Genomic DNA, 17278 nt, shown 5'->3' on the forward strand with positions numbered 1-17278 from the left:
GCTAGACCTCATCGTCACGCGGCACCAGATCTCGGTAGGCGTGCCAGGTGGCATGGCCGACCAAGGGAATGGCGATGAAGAGACCGATATAGAAGGTCAACAGGCCCACCCCAACGATCCCGACCAGCAGCATGGCCCACAGCATCATTGGGATCCAATTGTGCGCGACGGCTCGAAGACTGGTGCGAACCGCGGTGAAGCCATCGATTGGCCGATCGATCAGCATCGGCACGGTGACCGCGCTGATACAGAAGGCGCAGATGGCGAAGAAGGCTCCGACCAAGAGCACGGCGATGACGAGGCCGGTGTGTTGGCCTGAGAGGACCACGATGGGAAAGAACTGTGAGAACGGCGGGAAGGGGTCATGGAAGAGCATGATGAAGAGGAACACGGAAGCCAGGATCCAGAGTTGCATCGTCATGAGCAAGAACCCTAAGGCGATGCCGAGTTGGCCCTGATTGCGTTTGAAAGCCTCCATCGCCTGACAACTGGTGACGGGTTCACCCCGCTCGAGGTGGGCACTCATCTGATACAGCCCGATGGCCAAGAGGGGGGCAACCAAAAAGAATCCAGCGGTGAGAAAGGGAATGAGAAAGGTCAGTTGCCCGATGATGGTCAGCGCAAGGATCAAACCACTCAGTAGGACGATCATGGCCCCGTACCGAAGGCTGTAGAGTGGCGCGGTTTTGATGTCCCGCCAGCCTTTGGCAAGCCAGGTCCAGGGATGGTCGAGTGTGATCTTGTTGATGCGGGGCACGGTGCTCCCCGGCTGGTCCGCGGCTGCGAGATGGTCCATGCGAAGTCCTCCAGTTTGTTGTGTTTTGTGGGGGCTGGCGGCTTGGTGTGATACATGGCGCTGGTGTGGCGTCGAAGACCAAGTGCCTCGCTAAGCTTCTCCAAGCGCACTGGAAAAGGCAAGTCGGTGACGATCTGGATTGAGCGCATGGGCCATGCTCAAGCTCTGATACAACGAAGCCATGAGCGAGGTGACCTGATCCGCTTGGTATACTGATTGCGCCCGATCGCAGGAGTCCTCCACCATGACACTGACACAGCAAGACATTGAGTTCATCAAGAGCCAAATGGCGAGCTGGCTTGCCGAGCAAAGTCTGGGCAAGCCGCCAGCGGTCTATGAAATCGAGCTGCGCGAGCGGAGGGTGCGCGTTGAGGAGGAACTGAAGCATCAACGAGAACTGATGCGACAGGGTTTCGATCAGGTCGAACGTCGACTCGAGCAAATCGACAAGCGTTTTGAGCAGATCGACAAGCACTTCGAGCAGGTCGACAAGCACTTTGAGCAGATCGACAAGCACTTCGAGCAGGTCGATAAGCGCTTCGAGCAGGTCGATAAGCGCTTCGAGCAGGTCGATAAGCGCTTCGAGCAGGTCGACAAGCGCTTCGAGCAGGTCGAACGTCGACTCGAGCAAATCGACAAGCGCTTTGAACAGGTTGACAAACGCCTCGAGCAAATCGACAAACGCTTCGATGAGATGCTGCGCCGCCACGATCGGCACTTCCTGTGGCTGATCGGGTTCATCACCACCGTGGGTGGCATGGTCATCGCTGCCGGTCAACTGTGGTAGCCGATGTCGCTGCAGTGTCGCGACGCTTGGTTTAGACTCCGGCACCATTGCAGCTGACGCGCCGCCCGCCCGCTTGGACGGGCTCATCCTAGGAGTCATCCATGTCCATTGCTCCCTATCAAGAGATCAGCGACGGTCTCTACCGCCTCGAAACCGGCCTTTATCGACAGGGTCTTGCAGCGTGCTATCTCGTGCGCTCAGCCGATCGACTCGCATTTGTGGACACGGGCGCGACCAACTCTGTGCCGGGCTTAATGGGTGTCATCGAGGATCTGGGACTGACGTCCGCGCATGTCGACTATGTCATCCCGACCCATGTTCATCTCGACCATGGCGGCGGAGCAGGGGCGCTCATGGCGCGGTGTCCAAATGCCACCCTGGTCATCCATCCGAATGGCGCCACCCACATGCTGGATCCAAGTCGTCTGACTGCCGGTGCAACGGCCGTCTATGGCGAGGAGGCGTTCGGGCGTGATTTTGGGGCCCTGACACCGGTTCCCGAAGCGCGCATGGTGATTGCGGAAGACGGTGCGACCTTTGATCTCGCGGGTCGTCCGCTGCGGTTCATCGACACCCCGGGACACGCCAATCACCACGGCTGCATTTACGATGCGGTCAGCCGTGGCATCTTTACGGGCGACACCTTTGGGATCTCGTACCGTGAATTCGACACGGAGGCGGGACCATGGATCTTCGCCCCGACGACCCCCGTGGCCTTCGACCCCGAGCGCTGGCTCCAAAGTCTCGATCGGCTGATGGCTTTCGATCCGGAAGTGATGTATCTCACCCACTATGGCCCGGTGCGTCACCCCGCGGAGCTGGTTGGGCGCCTGCGCGCAAGTATCCAGGATCTGGCCGAACTCGCGCTGGCCGAGGAGTCGCAGCCGATTGCCGGGCGCGAGACACGGATCAAGGCGGCGGTCGAAGCCCATCTGATCGCGAGCGCTCAGGCGCACGCCACAACGCTCACCGAGACGGTGATTACGGAGTTGCTGAGTTTGGACACCGAATTAAACGCGCAGGGTCTTGAGGTCTGGTTGAAGCGTCGCGCGAAAACCCGCTGAGACCCCCGCCAGGGGGCGTTGCGGGGCTTCACGCGGCTTGATGCCGGGGGGTAACGCTCAATCAAGTCTGCTGTGATGCATCACAGTGCGTTGTTCAGGCCAGGAGAGTGATCGGCGATCAAGACCTGTTTTAGAAACAGGAAACTGCCTAGCAGGCTCATCAGGCTTGCTAGGATGATGGCGTAGAAAAACGAACCCGAAAAGTCGTATAAAACACCACCACTTATTGGCCCAGCGATGCCTGCAACGGCATAACCAAGAAAGACGTAGGGATACACAACGCCAAGATTTTGAACACCGAAGATTTGCGCTGTTTCTTTTGCGAAGAGAACAAAGTTTCCGCCGAATCCAAAACCAATCAAGAAGATCAAAATAAGATAGGTTACATCCGATAAGGGGAAAATATTCAAAGAGATAATGGCAAGTGACTGAACCAGTAGTGCGAGGAAAATGCTCAAACTTGCTCCGAGGTAGTCGCTTAATCCCCCCCAGACCAGCCGACCTGAAAAATTTGAAATCGCAAAAACGGAAACGCCGAGGACCAAGATTTGTGCGGTGATGTCATATTGACTTCCGATCATGATCAGACTGCCAATCACCAGCAAACCCGCAAAGGTTCCTAGGAATATACCAAGACACAGTCTTCTGAAAACCGCGGTGCTAAAAAAGGATGACGCGTTGGCGGATTCCGTGCGTTCACCCGGCGTGGTTTCGGCTGGGAAGATGAAATTTGAGACCATGAGAATGATCAGGCCGTAGGTGATTCCAATCATTTTGAGCAGTTGCAGAATGTCATGGTCCTGGTTGAGTAAACATTCAGAGATTTCAGACATCAAGACCGCGCCCAAACCAAAACCGGCTGCGGCAATGCCGGTGATCAACCCTTTTTTCTTGGGAAACCATTGAACGGGCGCTGTGAGAGCAACCCAGTAACCAAAACCAGTCGCGATTCCAGACAGAAGCCCGATACTCAATAGGATCCAAATGAAATTGCCTTGCGAGTAGCTTGCTAGGTAATATCCCAAAAAAAACAAGATGCCCGAAATGTAGCCGAAATAACGGTATTTGACTCTGCTTCCCAATCGTCCAACAAAAATCATGGTCACGGGGAACACGGCGATGATCAATGCAAAAATAATCTGTGATTGCGAGGACGAAAAACCATGATTCTCGATCAATTCAGATGCAATGATACTCCAGGCATATAAGCTTCCTATGCAAAGCATGATCATGAAGGATGCCGTGACCGTCGCAAATTTTTTCATGTTGTTTCTGAGCGTCAAGGGTGACCGGAATCGGAATGCCGTGAGCCATCAAATCTTGTGCCATGATGTCTCCTTTTCTGCTGCACAAGGCCTTCAACGGTCGCTAGCGCTGCGGACAGGTCTTCGCGTCTTCACGAAAACCGCAATGTCACGGTGAATCCCCCCTGTTCGGCACCGACTCGAGGCAATGCCGGATGCCGGATGCCGGAGTTTGCGCTCCAGAACACCCCGCATTGATCCCAACGCGACCAGACACCCATCAAGAGCACGCCCCGAATTGGGGCGCCTGATTCATCTTAGGTTGAGTTGGAGTCATCCGTTCGCGGCACGCTCTTTGGGCTCCCGCGCGAAATCTGGATGCCTGAACTGGTGGAGTCGTAACGGACCACTGTTCGTCCTTCGCCCACTTGTTCTCAACGTCATGCCCTGTTCCCTAATCCAACCGGACCAGCTCCACGCGGCGGTTCTTTGCCTTGTTCTCAGCAGTGTCGTTGGGCGCGATCGGCATCGACTTGCCGTAACCTTTCGACGTGAGACGGTCAGGATCGATTCCAAACAGGACAAGGTATTGCCGAACCGAATCGGCGCGTCGCTCTGAAAGCTGAAGGTTATAGTCTGCTTGACCATCGCCGTCGGTATGACCTTGGATCTCGACCCTCAGGTCAGGATGCGCGAAGAGCAGCGTCAGGACTTCCTGTAGCTGCTTGTTGGATTCTGGCTGGAGTGTTGCCTGATTGTAATCGAACAGGATCCCGTAGAGGGCGACCGTGCCATCTGCATCCATGGCGGCTTTCATCTGGGCTGGACCAAACTCCAGTATGGTTTCCAACGGCTTCTCGTCAACGATCACCAGCGTCGTTGCGCCTGCGCCGGACACCCTCACCTGCGCCCATGTCGTGCCACCATCTTCGCGGGGCATGGTCAACACCAGGTTATTGGAATCTTCGAACTCGATCTGCCCAGCGTGTTCCAGCGCAGCCGCCTTGAAATTCTGGAAATATTCGAGCTTTGAAACACTTCGATCGCGCTCTCCATCCGCAGTGTGCAGATAATACACGAGCCGCCAAAATTCGCCTTCGACACGTTTGCGCTCTGGCCGCCCTGTATCCGGATTGAGCACCCGGAACTCATGTGCGTTGAATCGATCATGCCGAGAACTTCTCTCATCGAGCTCTGATCCAGGATACGGACGAATCAAGGGATGTTCAGACAGATCTTGTGCGGCGGTCGGTGCCGTCATGCCCAACAGCATCAGGGCGCAGACGGTCATCAGGGCTGATTTCATGTTCGTCACCTCTTACAACTGATTTACACCGGGGACAGGGAAAGGTTTCAGGTCGATATCGAGCGATCTGATGAGCGCTCGGGGGGCTGACTTGGATGGGCTGCGCGGGGCTTGGTCCGCGGCGTCTTGATGGGCCGGTTATTGGGAGCAGGTGTCCACACCGAGCCGCCCGTCAAGACCGCTCTGAGGGCTTGGTCCTTCCCAACGTGCAAGTCCGTCACCTGTTCTGGTTCGAGGTAGACCGTGTAACCGCCGACCTGGTAGCTCATCGGCAGGTATACGGCGATGCGTCGATCCGTCCCCTGGCGCCGGCCGGGGCTGGTGACGGTGTGCAGCATGTCCCCGGTCACCGGGGCTGGTGCAGGGGTTGGCTCAACCGTGGGGACGGGGCTGGAATCCGGGGGGGCGGCCGCGATTGACTGGGTGCTCGCGGCGCGCTCAGGCAGGCGTGCGTCCTCTTGCATCACGAAGCCGACCAGTTTTAGACCCTGAATCTCGACCACAACCGGGCGTCCAAGCGTGCGATCACCGGTTTGGCCGAACAGGCCCGCAACGTCCTTTAGACCCTGGAAGATGGTCTTGACCAAGGGGATACGATCGAGGACACGTTCGGTCAGATCCAGCAGCCAGCGCACCAGGATGAGATTAGCCAGCAGGCCCGCGGCAAAGATCACGCCGATCCCCACGATGAGACCCATGCCGGGGATGTACCAGGCGTCCGGCAGCAGGCCGCGCAGCAGGGCGCCCAGCAGCTGCTCAGCCGCGCCGCCGAGCCAGAACAAGAGGGCTAGGGTAATGATCAGAGGGGCGAGTAAGGCGATGCCCTGCAGAAAGAGGGTGCGGATGTGCGTGATCGTTGAGGGCGAGTCCATGGGTTTCTCCAGCAGGGTCGAGGTCTAGGCAAGCGGCGCATCAGGCTCAACCTGTGGGCCGCCTGAACCTGGACAGGGTGCGGCATCAACGACCGGGTGACAGCGGGCTTGGCTCGGAGTGGCGCGCGTGGCGTGGTGTGTCCAGTCGTGCTCCATCGGGCGACACTGTCGCATGTTGGTGCGGCCAGGAACAGTCTGGTCGCCCGTTTGCCGTATCATGATGGCCTGAACCGGTTCGCTCGCGCGGGTTCCCGGGAGGCTGACGCGGATGGAGGATCATGCGAACGCTGCGGACCAAGCTGCTGCGGGATCTCTGGATGCTCAAGGGACAGATCGCCGCGATTGCCGTGGTGATCGCGGCTGGCGTGATGGTGCTGATCCTGTCCGTTACATCTCGCGATGTCTTGCTTCTGTCTCAGGCACGATTCTATGAGGAGTCGCGATTCGCCGAGGTGTTTGCCGAACTCAAGCGGGCGCCGGAGGGCCTGGCGACACGGTTAGGCGAGATCTCGGGTGTCGATCAGGTCGAGACGCGTGTGAAGTCCGCGATCCGCTTGGAAGTACCGGGCGATGCGGAGCCCGTGCGGGGTCTGTTGCTCTCGATCCCTGATGGTCGCCAGCCCGGGCTGAATCAGCTGTTTCTGCGCTCGGGCGCCTTGCCAGACCCAGCGCGCACCGATCAGGTGCTGATCAGCGAGCCCTTTGCCGAGGCCCATGCCTTGGAGATCGGCGCGTCCGTGCGAGCCATCATCAATGGGCGGTTGCAAACCCTGACGGTGAGCGGCGTGGCGCTCTCGCCCGAGTTCATCTATCAGGTCGGCCCCGCGGATCTGCTGCCCGATGCGGCGCGCTACGGGGTCTTCTGGATGAATCGCAGCGCCCTGGCGCGGGCGCTGGATCTCGATGGGGCCTTCAACAGTGTGCTGCTGTCATTGCAGGCTGGGGCCGCCGAGGAGGACGTCATCGACGCCCTCGACTGGGCGCTCGCGCGCTATGGTGGGATCGGTGCGGCCGGGCGCGATGATCAGGTCTCGCACCGTTTTCTCACCGAGGAGATCGCGCAACTGCGGGTGATGGCGATCGTCCTACCGGCGATCTTTCTCGCCGTGGCCGCCTTTCTGCTGAACCTGTTGATGGCGCGTCTGATCCAGACCCAGCAAACCGAAATCGCGATCCTCAAGGCCTTTGGTTATACCCATCGCGAGATCGCCCTGCATTATGCGTTGTTCACTGGTGTCATCGTGGTCCTGGGCGCACTGCTCGGGATCCTCCTCGGGGGCTGGGCAGCGGAAGGGATGGCCGCGCTCTACACGGAGTATTATCGATTTCCGCGCACCGACTTCCGGTTACAGCACCAGGTGATCGCGCTGGGCGTGCTGGTTGCGGCCGTCGCGGCGGCGCTGGGGACCGCGCGGGCGGTCTGGCGCACCCTGCGTTTGACCCCCGCGGCGGCGATGCGTCCACCGGCGCCTGAGACGTTTCATGCCTCCTGGCTCGAGCGCTCCTGGCTTGGACGTCGCCTGGGGCAGCCGAACCGGATCATCCTGCGCAATCTGGTGCGCCATCGATTGAAGGCACTGCTGTCGGTGATCGGCATCGCGCTCTCGGGAAGTCTCCTGCTGCTCGGCAGTTACCAGTTCAATGCGATCGATCATCTGCTCGACATCCAATACCGCTTGGTGATGCGTATGGACGTCCAACTCGTCTTCACCGACCCGACCCCGGAACATGCCCTCGGGAGCGTGCAGGCCCTGCCGGGCGTGCTCTACGCCGAGGGCTTTCGGCAGGTGCCAGTGCGCTTGATCCATGGACACCGTTCCGAGCGCACCAGCCTCCTGGGGTTGGAGGCCGAGCCGCGTCTGCGTGGTCTTCTGGACGCCGCTCAGCGGCCGGTGCGCCTCCCGCCAGAGGGATTGATGCTGACGCGCTTCCTCGCGGAGGATCTCGGGCTCGCGCTTGGCGACGAACTCGCGCTCGAGATCATGGAGGGGCATCGACGCACCCTGCGCGTCACCCTGGCGGGCCTCATCGATGAGCCGATCGGGGTGAGCGCCTACATGGAACGGCGGGCACTGAACCATCTGTTGGGGGAAGGGCCGGCGCTCTCGGGCGTGTGGTTGCGCACCGATCCGAGCGCGCGCGCGCAGCTCTTTGCACGGCTCTGGGAGGCGCCTAGGATCGCCAGCATCGGGCTGATCGCGGATGCCGAACGTCAGTTCCGGGAGTACATCGACGGGACCCTGTTGGTCACCATGGGGATTCTGCTCGTCATGGCAGGTTCCATCACCTTAGCGGTGGTCTATAACAATGCGCGCATGGCCTGGGCGGAACGCGAGCGTGAACTGGCGACGCTGCGCGTGTTGGGGTTCGGTCGGGCGGAGGTCGCCTGGATTCTGATTGGCGAGATCGTCGTGTTGACGCTTTTTGCGATTCCATTGGGCTGGCTGGTGGGCACCGGCTTCGCCTATCTCCTCACCCAGGCCCTGGCCATGGAGTTCGTTCGCATCCCCTTTGTAGTGACGCCGCAAGCCTACGCCGTCGCGGCCGCCGGGGTGCTGCTCGCGACGGTGCTCGCGGTCTTGGCGATGGCGCGACGCTTCGGTCGGTTGGATCTGATCCGCGCTTTGAAGCGCATCGAGTGAGCCCGCCTGACCGATATCCAATCGCTTTCATGGTCTGATCCCTCATGTCCACAATGCTGCGCAGACGCCTCATCACGGTCCTCCTGACCTTGGTCCTGTCGGGTCTCTTGCTGCTCGCCCTGATGCCCTCGCCGCTGTCGGTCACGGTCTCGCCGGTGCGGCGAGACCATTTCGTCGAGATGGTCGAGGAGGAGGGACGTACCCGGCTGCGCGACCGCTACAGTGTGTCCGCCCCGATCAGTGGCTATCTGCGGCGGGTGGCCCTGGAACCGGGTGATGCGGTCGCCGCCGATCAGGTGCTCTTCGAATTGGAGTCCATGCCGGCCCCGGCGCTGGACACCCGCTCGCGCTTGCAGGCGCAGGAGTCCCTCGCGGCCGCGGGGGCGCGTCTGGAGGCGGCGGAAGCGGAACTGGCGGTGCGCCAGACCGAACTGGCGTTGGCGCGGACCGAGCACGATCGCAGTGAGACCTTGCATCAGCGTCAGTTGATCTCGTCGGAGGAGCGTGGGCGCCGGCTCGCGCAGCGTGATGCGGCCGATGCCGCCGAGCGGGCCGCGCGACACGCGATCGCGGTCGCGCGCTTCGAACTGGAGTCCGCGCGTGCCCTAGTCGAAGTCGCCGACGGGAAGCGTGCGCCTAGCGAGCAGCCGGTGCTCGCGGTGCGCGCGCCGATCACGGGCGTGGTGATGCAGCGGCAGCGCTGCTGCGAGGGCCCGATCGAGTCCGGTGCGGTGGTCCTGGAGATCGGCGATCTGGATGCGCTCGAGGTGCGGGTCGATCTGCTCTCGGTCGATGCCGTGCGGGTGCGCCCGGGGATGCGGGTGGTGCTGGAGCGCTGGGGTGGGGGGCATCCCCTGGAGGGGCGGGTGCGGCGAGTGGAGCCTGCGGGATTCGAAAAGGTTTCGGCGCTGGGGATCGAGGAACAACGGGTCGCGGTATGGGTCGCGATCACGACCGCGCGTGAGCAATGGCAGCTCCTCGGCGACCAGTACCGGGTCGAGGCTCGATTCATTCTCTGGGAGGCCGAGGATGTGGTGCAGATCCCGAGCAGTGCCCTGTTTCGTCATCAGGATCATTGGGCTGTCTTCGTCGCCGACCCGGACGCTGTCCAGGCCCGGGCCCGCGTACGCCCTGTCGAACCCGGGCGCCGCAGCGGCCTCTGGACCCAGATCCTCAATGGCCTCGAGCCGGGTGAACTGGTCGTGAATCATCCGAGCGGGCGCCTGAGCGACGGGATGCGCATCACCCTGGACCGGCGATCCGATCCGTCTTGAGCGGGATCCTCAAGCGCCCGTTCAATCGACGGGTCTGCGGCGGCGGCTCTGATGCGGTGCCGTGGGCCGACGAGGATCGGGCATTGGTCGATCCAGCAAGGCAGGTGCCGCTCCCCAGCGCTCATCGTGCGCGGGAGCGGCCTAGATCGAGGCGGTGTCTCGATCATGAGTGGCCCTGATCAATGGTGCCTGATCGGTGAATGATTTTGCTTCGACCTCTGCTCGAGAGGATAATGACGCTGTCGCCGCACCACCCGATGTCTTCTCATCCATCCCCCCATGACCCGTACCGGGAGAGTGAATCCGTCATGACCCAAGCCCCCCTCGACTCACCCGCCGTGGCGTCCGCTGCTGCCGATCAGGCGCCGACCATCTTGATCGTCGGTGGTGTCGCCGGTGGTGCGTCCGCCGCGGCACGGGCGCGACGCGTCAATGAGCACGCGCGGATCGTCATGTTCGAGCGTGATGCCGAGGTGTCCTTCGCCAACTGCGGATTGCCCTATTATATCGGTGGTGAGATTCAGGATCGCAGCCAGCTCCTCGTGGCGACGCCCGCGCTCTTTCGTGAGCGGTTTCGGATCGATGCCCGGGTGCGCCACGAGGTCGAGTCCATCGATCGGGTCGCCAAGACGGTGCGGGTGCGCAACCTCGAGACCGGTGAGGTCTATCATGAGTCCTACGACAAGCTGATCCTCTCGCCCGGCGCGGCGCCCATTGTGCCGCCGATCCCGGGCGTGAACACGCAGGGCGTGTTCACGCTGCGCAACATCGACGACATGGACCGGATTGTTGAGGGCAGCGAGGATGCGCGCGAGGTCGTGGTCGTCGGTGCCGGCTACATCGGCCTGGAGATTGCCGAGCAGTTTGCGCACAAAGGTCCTGAGGTCACGATCGTCGAACTGCAGGATCAGGTCATGCCATTCTTCGATCGGGAGATCGCCGAGCCGCTCCATCGGGAGTTGGAGCGCAATGGCGTCAGGCTGGAACTCGGCCGCGGAATCGCGACCATCGAGGAAACCAACGGGGTGGTGTCGGGCGTTACCCTGACCGACGGAACGCGGCTTGCCGCCGATCTGGTGCTGATGAGCGTCGGGGTCCGACCGAACATCGAGTTGGCCGTCGCCGCCGGTCTCGCCATCGGGGACAGTGGCGGCATCGCGACCGATGACTTCATGCGGACCTCGGATCCCGACATCTACGCCGTCGGTGATGCCGCCGAATACCGGTTCGGACCGACCGGAGCGCGCCAACGTGTTCCCCTCGCTGGGATTGCCAACCGGACGGGACGCGTTGCGGGAGAGCATGCGGCGACGGGGCGGTCGCGTCCCGCGCCAGCGGCCTGGAGTACCTCGGTCGTGCGGGTCTTCGGCTATGCGGCGGGGATCGCCGGTCTGTCGCGGGTCGCGGCGAGGCAAGCCGGTTTCGATGCGCGTGCGGTCCACATCGTGTCCTACCATCATGCGAGCTATTACCCAGGCGCGGCCCCGCTGGGCATCAAACTGGTGTATGAAAACGGGACCGGGCGGGTGCTGGGCGCGCAGGTCATGGGGGCGGCGGGCGTTGACAAGCGGCTCGATGTCGTGGCGACTCTGATTCACTTCCAAGGAACGATCGATGATCTCGCGTCCTTGGATCTGGCCTATGCACCACCCTTTGGCTCCGCGAAGGATCCTTTGCACATGGCGGCCTTCGTCGCGCAGAACGATCTCGACGGACTCTCGCCATTGGTGGCACCGGATGCCGATCTCTCTGATTTCCAGGTCGTCGATGTGCGCGAGGCCGCTGAGCGTGAGGAACTCCCGCTCTGTGATGCCCCTCATGCGAAGCATATTCGCCTCGATGACCTGCGGGACCGGCTCGGTGAACTCGACCCCAGTCTGCCGACCCTGGTGTCCTGTCGCAGTGGGCAGCGTGCCTATGCCGGGGTGCGGATTCTGGCCCAGCACGGCTTCGCTGAGGTCTACAATCTGTCCGGCGCGGCGGCGATGCGTGACTTCGCCCGGAATCGTCGCTCCGGGATGGAGGCGAAGACACCGGTCAAGCTCCCGCGCCCCGAGCATCTCGTCAACCAACCCTAAGCGGTGCTCATTGCCAGCGCCGCGAGATCCGTGCACGACGGCGCGTGGATTCGCAACAGGCGCATACCAGGTGCCGATCCATTCGCGACCTGTCCCCGAGCGTGCCGCGACGAAGGCCATCCATCATCACCACTTATGAGACTAAACCATGCTCTATCTCGACCTTCCAACCGCCGCTGACCTGGCCGACCTCGCGACCCAACGCACCGATCTCGCGGTCTCCATCGTGTTGCCAACAACTCCGGTCAGCACGGAAACCGATGCCGATCGCATTCTTCTGAAAAATCTGACGAAAGAGGCCCTGGACCAATTGGAGGCCGCCGGTGCCGACAAGCGGCGCGTCAGAGATCTGATCGAAGAACTCGACGATCTGGTGGAGGACAATGAATTCTGGCGCTTCCAAGCCCACGGCTTGGTGGTGTTCGCAACACCAGACAACCTGCGCACCTTCCGGGTGCCCAATGCCCTTGAACCCCTGGTGAAGGTCTCGGATCGTTTTCATCTGAAGCCGCTGCTGCGTTCGGTCAATTTCTGTAACGCCGGCTATGTGCTGGCCTTGGCCGATGGCAGCGTGCGTCTGATCGAGGTCTCGGCCGATCTGCCGGCAACTGAGGTCAAGGTCGTCGGGATGCCGAGGGACGCGGCCTCGGCGGTGGGGGAAGCGAGCATCGCGACCCGTTCCTACTCTGGGCGCATCGGCGGTTCCGAGGGGAAGAAGGTGCGCCTGCGCCAGTACGCGCGCCAGGTGGATACGGCCTTGCGAGGACTCTTAGCCGGTGGGTCAGCGCCCTTGATCCTGGCTTCGGTCGAGTCGCTCGATGCCATCTTCCGCTCGGTTAACACCTATCCTCATCTTGCCGCGACGGGGATCGAAGGCAATCCGGAGCGTCTCTCCGCGGCCGAACTCGCCGCCGCCGCGCGTCCGATCCTGGACGCACTCTACCGCTCCGAGATCGCGGCCTGGAATGCGCTCTACAGCCAGCGTGTCAATGAGGACCGTGCCACGTCCGACATTGCGCGCGTCGCACGGGCGGCGACCTATGGCGCGGTGCAGAGTCTGCTGGTCGACATGGATCGGGTGGTGCATGGCACGGTCGACGAGACGGATGGCACGGTCACCTTGGCCGACGAGGCGAGCGCCGACACCTATGGCGTGATCGATGAGATCGCACGGCGGGTGCTCCTGACCGGTGGTGAGGTGCTGAGTGTGCGGGGGGCCGATCTCCCCGAGGAGCACCCCTTGGCGGCAATCCTGCGTTACGCGATCTGAGGTTGCGCCGATCGACGTGGTGACGGTGGTATGACTCGTCGTGTCACCGCCCGGTTGTCAGGCGCCGAGGTTGCGTCGATCGAGCACCCGCTTGGCCTTGCCGACGAACCGCTCGAGGCTGCGTGGCTCCACCAGATCGACGTGGGCGCGGATGCCGGCCACGGCTTGGATCTCGCGACTGATGCGTTCGCAGAGCGTCTGCATGCGATCCATCCGGTCGGAGAAGAGTTCGGGTCGGATCTCAACCTTGACATGGACCTCGTCGAGCCGGCCCGGTCGCGAGACCTCGATCAGATAGTGTGGTGTCGTGCCTTCCACCCGCAGCAGCGCCTCCTCGATCTGTGACGGGAAGACGTTGACCCCGCGGATGATCAGCAGATCGTCAGTGCGCCCTGTCACTCGGCTCATCCGTGCGGTCCCGCGTCCGCAGGCACAGGGCTGGCGATCAAGACGGGCGATGTCGCGGGTCCGGTAGCGGATCAGAGGCATGGCCTCGCGGGTGAGTGTGGTGATGACCAACTCGCCGGCTTCGCCCTCGGCGACAGGCTCAAGTGATTCGGGGTCCAGGCATTCGACGAGAAAATGGTCCTCCTGGATGTGCATGCCTGTGCGTGCGCTACATTCGCCGCTCACCCCAGGGCCGATCACCTCGGAGAGGCCGTAGTTGTTGAAGGCGGTGATGTCGAGCTGTTCCTCGATCTCGCAACGCATGTCTTCGGTCCAGGGCTCGCCGCCGAAATGACCGGTGCGAATCGGCAGCGTGCGTGGATCGATGCCGAGTTCGCGCGCTCCATCCGCGATGGTGAGGGCATAGCTCGGGGTACAGATCAGGACCTCGGGGTCGAGATCGCGCATGATCTCGAGTTGCCGCCTGGTGTTGCCGGCCGCCGCCGGAATGATGGCCGCGCCGACGCGCTCGATCCCATAATGCAGTCCAAAGCCGCCGGTGAAGAGTCCATAACCGAAGGCGATCTGGACCGTGTGCTCGGGTTTCAGGCCACCCGCGACGAGAAAGCGGGCGCAAAGGTGTGACCAGGTCTCGAGATCGCGCGCGGTGTAGGCCACGAAGGTTGGTCGTCCGGTGGTGCCGGAGGAGCCGTGGATGCGAGCCAGCGCGCGGCGCGGGACGGCAAGGAAGCCGAAGGGATGCTGGCGGCGCAGATCGTCCTTGGTCGTTAGCGGCAGGCGGCGCACGTCCGCGAGTGAGCGGATGCTGTGTGGGCCGATCTCACGATGAACGAAATGATCGCGATAGAAGGGCACCTGGGCAACCCGCGCGACCAGCGTGCGCAGGCGCTCGATCTGGAGCGCCTCGATGGCGTCGCGCGAGCGCGTCTCGGCCTCCGGGTCCCAGAGGCCTTGCTCGGTTCCGTGCTGATGCGCGTGATGACTGGGATGCGACTGGGGGGACATGATCCTCGTTCCGGTGGTGGGCTGGCGTTTCCGCGTGTCCCGTCAGTGAGAGGGCCACGCGGTCCGCTCGCCGGTCAGGCGTCATGCTGGGTGTCTGGATCGCGATCCAGCCACACGGACTCGACAACGGGGCTTTAAACAAGATCGATGCGAGTCGCTCGGCTCAGGATGCGAGATTCAGGAGTTCCTCGCCATCGACCACATGCAACCCTTGGTCGAGCAAGACCTTGATGGCGCGATCCGGATCCTCGAAGCGAAAGATCAAGATCGCTTTGTCGCCACGTCGCAGCGAAAAGGCGTACATGTACTCGATGTTCAGCCCCGCCCCCTCCAGGACCGCAAGGGCCGCGGCGAGACCGCCCGGGCGATCGAGCACGTCCACCGCAACCACCTCGGTCAGGTTCACCACCCAACCGGCGTCCTCAAGGACCGCTTTCGCCTGGTCCCAGTCCCGAACGATCAGGCGCAGGATGCCGAATTGGGCGGTATCCGCGAGCGACAGGGTCAGAATGTTGATGCCGGCCTTGGCGATCGTCTCCAAGGGTGCGCCGAGACGTCCGGGGCGGTTTTCGAGAAAGAGCGAGAGTTGTTGGAGTTTCATGGCGTCTCATCCTCGTGGTGATCCAATGGCGAAGGCAATGGTCGCGGGTGGCACGGGCGCGTAGGCCACGTGCCGTGGCGCAGCGGTCGTGTCAGCGCTTGTCGAGCACCCGTTTCGCCTTGCCCTCGCTGCGCGCGATGCTGCGCGGTTCGACGAGATGGAGCGCGACGCGGATACCGAGGATATGCTCGATGGCCTTGGCCAACCGTGCGCGGACATCCTCGAGCGCCCGAATTTTGTCGCTGAAGACCTCGGGTGTGACCTCCACCTCCACGGTCATCTGGTCGAGTCCCTGGTCGCGCGTCAGGATGATCTGGTAATGGGGCAGCGTGCCCTCGACCGCGAGCAGTGCCGCCTCGACTTGGGAGGGATAGACGTTCACACCGCGGATGATGAACATGTCGTCCGAACGTCGCCCGATGCGGCGCATCCGCCGAATGGTGCGCCCGCAAGTGCAGGGCTCGCTGATCAAGGAGGTGATGTCACGGGTGCGATAGCGAATCATCGGCATCGCCTTCTTGCTCAGGGTGGTGAGCACCAATTCACCCTCCTCGCCGTCTGGCAGGGCCGCGCCGGTCTCGGGGTCGATGATTTCGGGATAGAAGTGGTCCTCGAAGATGTGCAGACCCGCCTGTGCGGAGCACTCACTCGCCACCCCTGGACCAATGATCTCGGAGAGGCCATAGATGTCGTAGGCCTTGATGCCGGCGGCGGCCTCGATGTGATCCCGCATCGCGTCGGTCCAGGGCTCGGCACCGAAGATCCCCGCGCGCAAGGGCAAGGTCCGCAGATCGACGTCGAGTTCTGCGGCCCGTTCGATCAGATAGGTGAAATAGCTTGGGGTGCAGCAAAGCGCGGAGACGCCGAAGTCGCGAATCAGCATGATCTGGCGGTCGCTGTTGCCGCCGGAGATGGGCACCACCGTGGCGCCCAGGGCCTCGGCGCCATAATGTGCCCCGAGGCCGCCGGTGAAGAGTCCATAGCCGAAGGCATTCTGCAGGATGTCGCCGCGATGCAGCCCACAGCAGGCGAGGGTGCGAGCCATCACCTCCGACCAGACGCCGACGTCTTCGCGGGTGTAGGCGACGACGATCGGCTTGCCCGTCGTTCCGGAGGAGGCGTGCAGCCGCACCACGTCGCTCATGGGGCTGGCGAAGAGCCCGAAGGGATAGGTATCACGCAGGTCGGTCTTGACCGTGAAGGGCAACTGCTGGATGTCTTCGAGACGCTGGATCGATGCCGGCGTCAGTCCCCGCGCCTGCATCCGCTCGCGAAACAAGTCCACATTGGCGTAGGCTCGCGCGACGACGGCGCGCAACCGTCTGAGCTGGACCTGCTTGAGTGCCTGCTCGGGCAGAAAATCAGGCGCGCTGGCGGGGTGGAAGCCACCTTCGGCATCGTTCCAGAGCTCTGTCAGCATGATGGTCCTCTCATTGGGGTTGGGCGAGCGAGCCCCGGGACGCGGCCTCGCGACCAAGCTCAAAGGCCTGATCATTGATCTTGTGCAGCTTTTCCGCGAGATTCGCGTAGATGGCGGCCATCCAGTGTGCGCGTGGAATGTCGAGCACGCTCGAGACGGCGCCGAGCAGGGCGACATTGAGGCTTTTTTTGTTCTTGAGGGTCCCAGGTGCGATCAGCTCCGGGGCAATGAGTACCCCACCTGGCTTCAGGACCGCGCGGTTGATCTCGACCTGAGTACTGTCCAGCACCAGCAGGACATCGGCCTCACCGGCGGGCACCATGGGGCTGAGCACGTGGGTCCCGTAGCGGACATCACTGCTGACAGAGCCGCCGCGTTGGCTCATCCCATGCAGCTCACTCTTCTTGACATCAAAGCCGGCCCGAAAGGCGGCCTCGGCGAGCATGTCGGAGGCAGTCAGGACCCCCTGGCCGCCGAGACCGGCAATGACGATGTTCTTGAGCGTTTCCAT

14 protein-coding genes are annotated in these 17278 nt (G+C 62.3%); 6 read left to right on the forward strand and 8 right to left on the reverse strand.

Features of this window, described 5'->3' with window-relative positions; all coding sequences use genetic code 11:
* Position 1 precedes the first annotated feature (1 nt).
* On the reverse strand, positions 2–796 hold the full coding sequence (locus CKO25_RS15660; protein WP_200388888.1) for a DUF2189 domain-containing protein: 795 nt from the start codon (positions 794–796) through the stop codon (positions 2–4).
* Positions 797–1040: 244 nt separating this feature from the next.
* Between CKO25_RS15660 and CKO25_RS15665 the strand changes: the two genes are divergently transcribed.
* Both CKO25_RS15665 and CKO25_RS15670 read left to right on the forward strand, forming a co-directional pair.
* Positions 1041–1583 (forward strand): hypothetical protein, encoded by a 543-nt coding sequence (locus CKO25_RS15665; protein WP_200388889.1) that lies wholly within the window; start codon positions 1041–1043, stop codon positions 1581–1583.
* A gap of 101 nt (positions 1584–1684) precedes the next feature.
* Positions 1685–2647: an MBL fold metallo-hydrolase gene (locus tag CKO25_RS15670; protein WP_200388890.1), complete on the forward strand. Its 963-nt coding sequence runs from the start codon at positions 1685–1687 to the stop codon at positions 2645–2647.
* Between the two features lie 80 nt (positions 2648–2727).
* Here CKO25_RS15670 and CKO25_RS15675 read toward each other — a convergent pair whose 3' ends face one another.
* The 3 genes from CKO25_RS15675 to CKO25_RS15685 form a co-directional block, all read right to left on the reverse strand.
* Positions 2728–3912: an MFS transporter gene (locus tag CKO25_RS15675; protein ID WP_200388891.1), complete on the reverse strand. Its 1185-nt coding sequence runs from the start codon at positions 3910–3912 to the stop codon at positions 2728–2730.
* Between the two features lie 433 nt (positions 3913–4345).
* Complete coding sequence (locus CKO25_RS15680; protein ID WP_200388892.1) at positions 4346–5197, reverse strand: OmpA family protein; 852 nt, start codon at positions 5195–5197, stop codon at positions 4346–4348.
* A gap of 47 nt (positions 5198–5244) precedes the next feature.
* Positions 5245–6069 carry a DUF502 domain-containing protein gene (locus CKO25_RS15685; protein WP_200388893.1) on the reverse strand — a complete coding sequence of 275 codons (825 nt, stop codon included), beginning with the start codon at positions 6067–6069 and terminating at the stop codon, positions 5245–5247.
* 278 nt (positions 6070–6347) lie between these two features.
* Here CKO25_RS15685 and CKO25_RS15690 point away from each other — a divergent pair, with 278 nt between their 5' ends.
* From CKO25_RS15690 to CKO25_RS15705, 4 genes are all read left to right on the forward strand, one after another.
* Positions 6348–8711: an ABC transporter permease gene (locus CKO25_RS15690; protein ID WP_200388894.1), complete on the forward strand. Its 2364-nt coding sequence runs from the start codon at positions 6348–6350 to the stop codon at positions 8709–8711.
* A 53-nt stretch (positions 8712–8764) separates the two neighbouring features.
* A complete protein-coding gene (locus CKO25_RS15695) occupies positions 8765–9985 on the forward strand; it encodes an efflux RND transporter periplasmic adaptor subunit (protein ID WP_200388928.1) in 1221 nt (406 codons plus the stop codon).
* A 308-nt stretch (positions 9986–10293) separates the two neighbouring features.
* Positions 10294–12063: an FAD-dependent oxidoreductase gene (locus tag CKO25_RS15700; RefSeq protein ID WP_200388895.1), complete on the forward strand. Its 1770-nt coding sequence runs from the start codon at positions 10294–10296 to the stop codon at positions 12061–12063.
* 148 nt (positions 12064–12211) lie between these two features.
* Entirely contained in the window at positions 12212–13333 is a 1122-nt protein-coding gene (locus CKO25_RS15705) for a baeRF11 domain-containing protein (RefSeq protein WP_200388896.1), read from the forward strand.
* A gap of 57 nt (positions 13334–13390) precedes the next feature.
* On the opposite strand, the gene CKO25_RS15710 is transcribed toward CKO25_RS15705, so the two are convergent.
* The 4 genes from CKO25_RS15710 to CKO25_RS15725 all read right to left on the reverse strand — a co-directional run bounded on the left by CKO25_RS15710 (position 13391) and on the right by CKO25_RS15725 (position 17278).
* A complete protein-coding gene (locus CKO25_RS15710; RefSeq protein WP_200388897.1) occupies positions 13391–14746 on the reverse strand; it encodes a phenylacetate--CoA ligase family protein in 1356 nt (451 codons plus the stop codon).
* A 163-nt stretch (positions 14747–14909) separates the two neighbouring features.
* Positions 14910–15347, reverse strand: coding sequence for an ACT domain-containing protein (locus tag CKO25_RS15715; RefSeq protein WP_200388898.1), 438 nt, complete (start codon positions 15345–15347; stop codon positions 14910–14912).
* Positions 15348–15438: 91 nt separating this feature from the next.
* Positions 15439–16767, reverse strand: a complete 1329-nt coding sequence (locus tag CKO25_RS15720; RefSeq protein ID WP_200388899.1) for a phenylacetate--CoA ligase family protein — start codon at positions 16765–16767, stop codon at positions 15439–15441.
* A gap of 10 nt (positions 16768–16777) precedes the next feature.
* Positions 16778–17278 carry a 2-oxoacid:acceptor oxidoreductase family protein gene (locus CKO25_RS15725; RefSeq protein ID WP_200388900.1) on the reverse strand — a complete coding sequence of 167 codons (501 nt, stop codon included), beginning with the start codon at positions 17276–17278 and terminating at the stop codon, positions 16778–16780.

It is taken from the genome of Thiocapsa imhoffii, assembly GCF_016583985.1.
In the GTDB taxonomy this organism is placed as follows: domain Bacteria; phylum Pseudomonadota; class Gammaproteobacteria; order Chromatiales; family Chromatiaceae; genus Thiocapsa; species Thiocapsa imhoffii.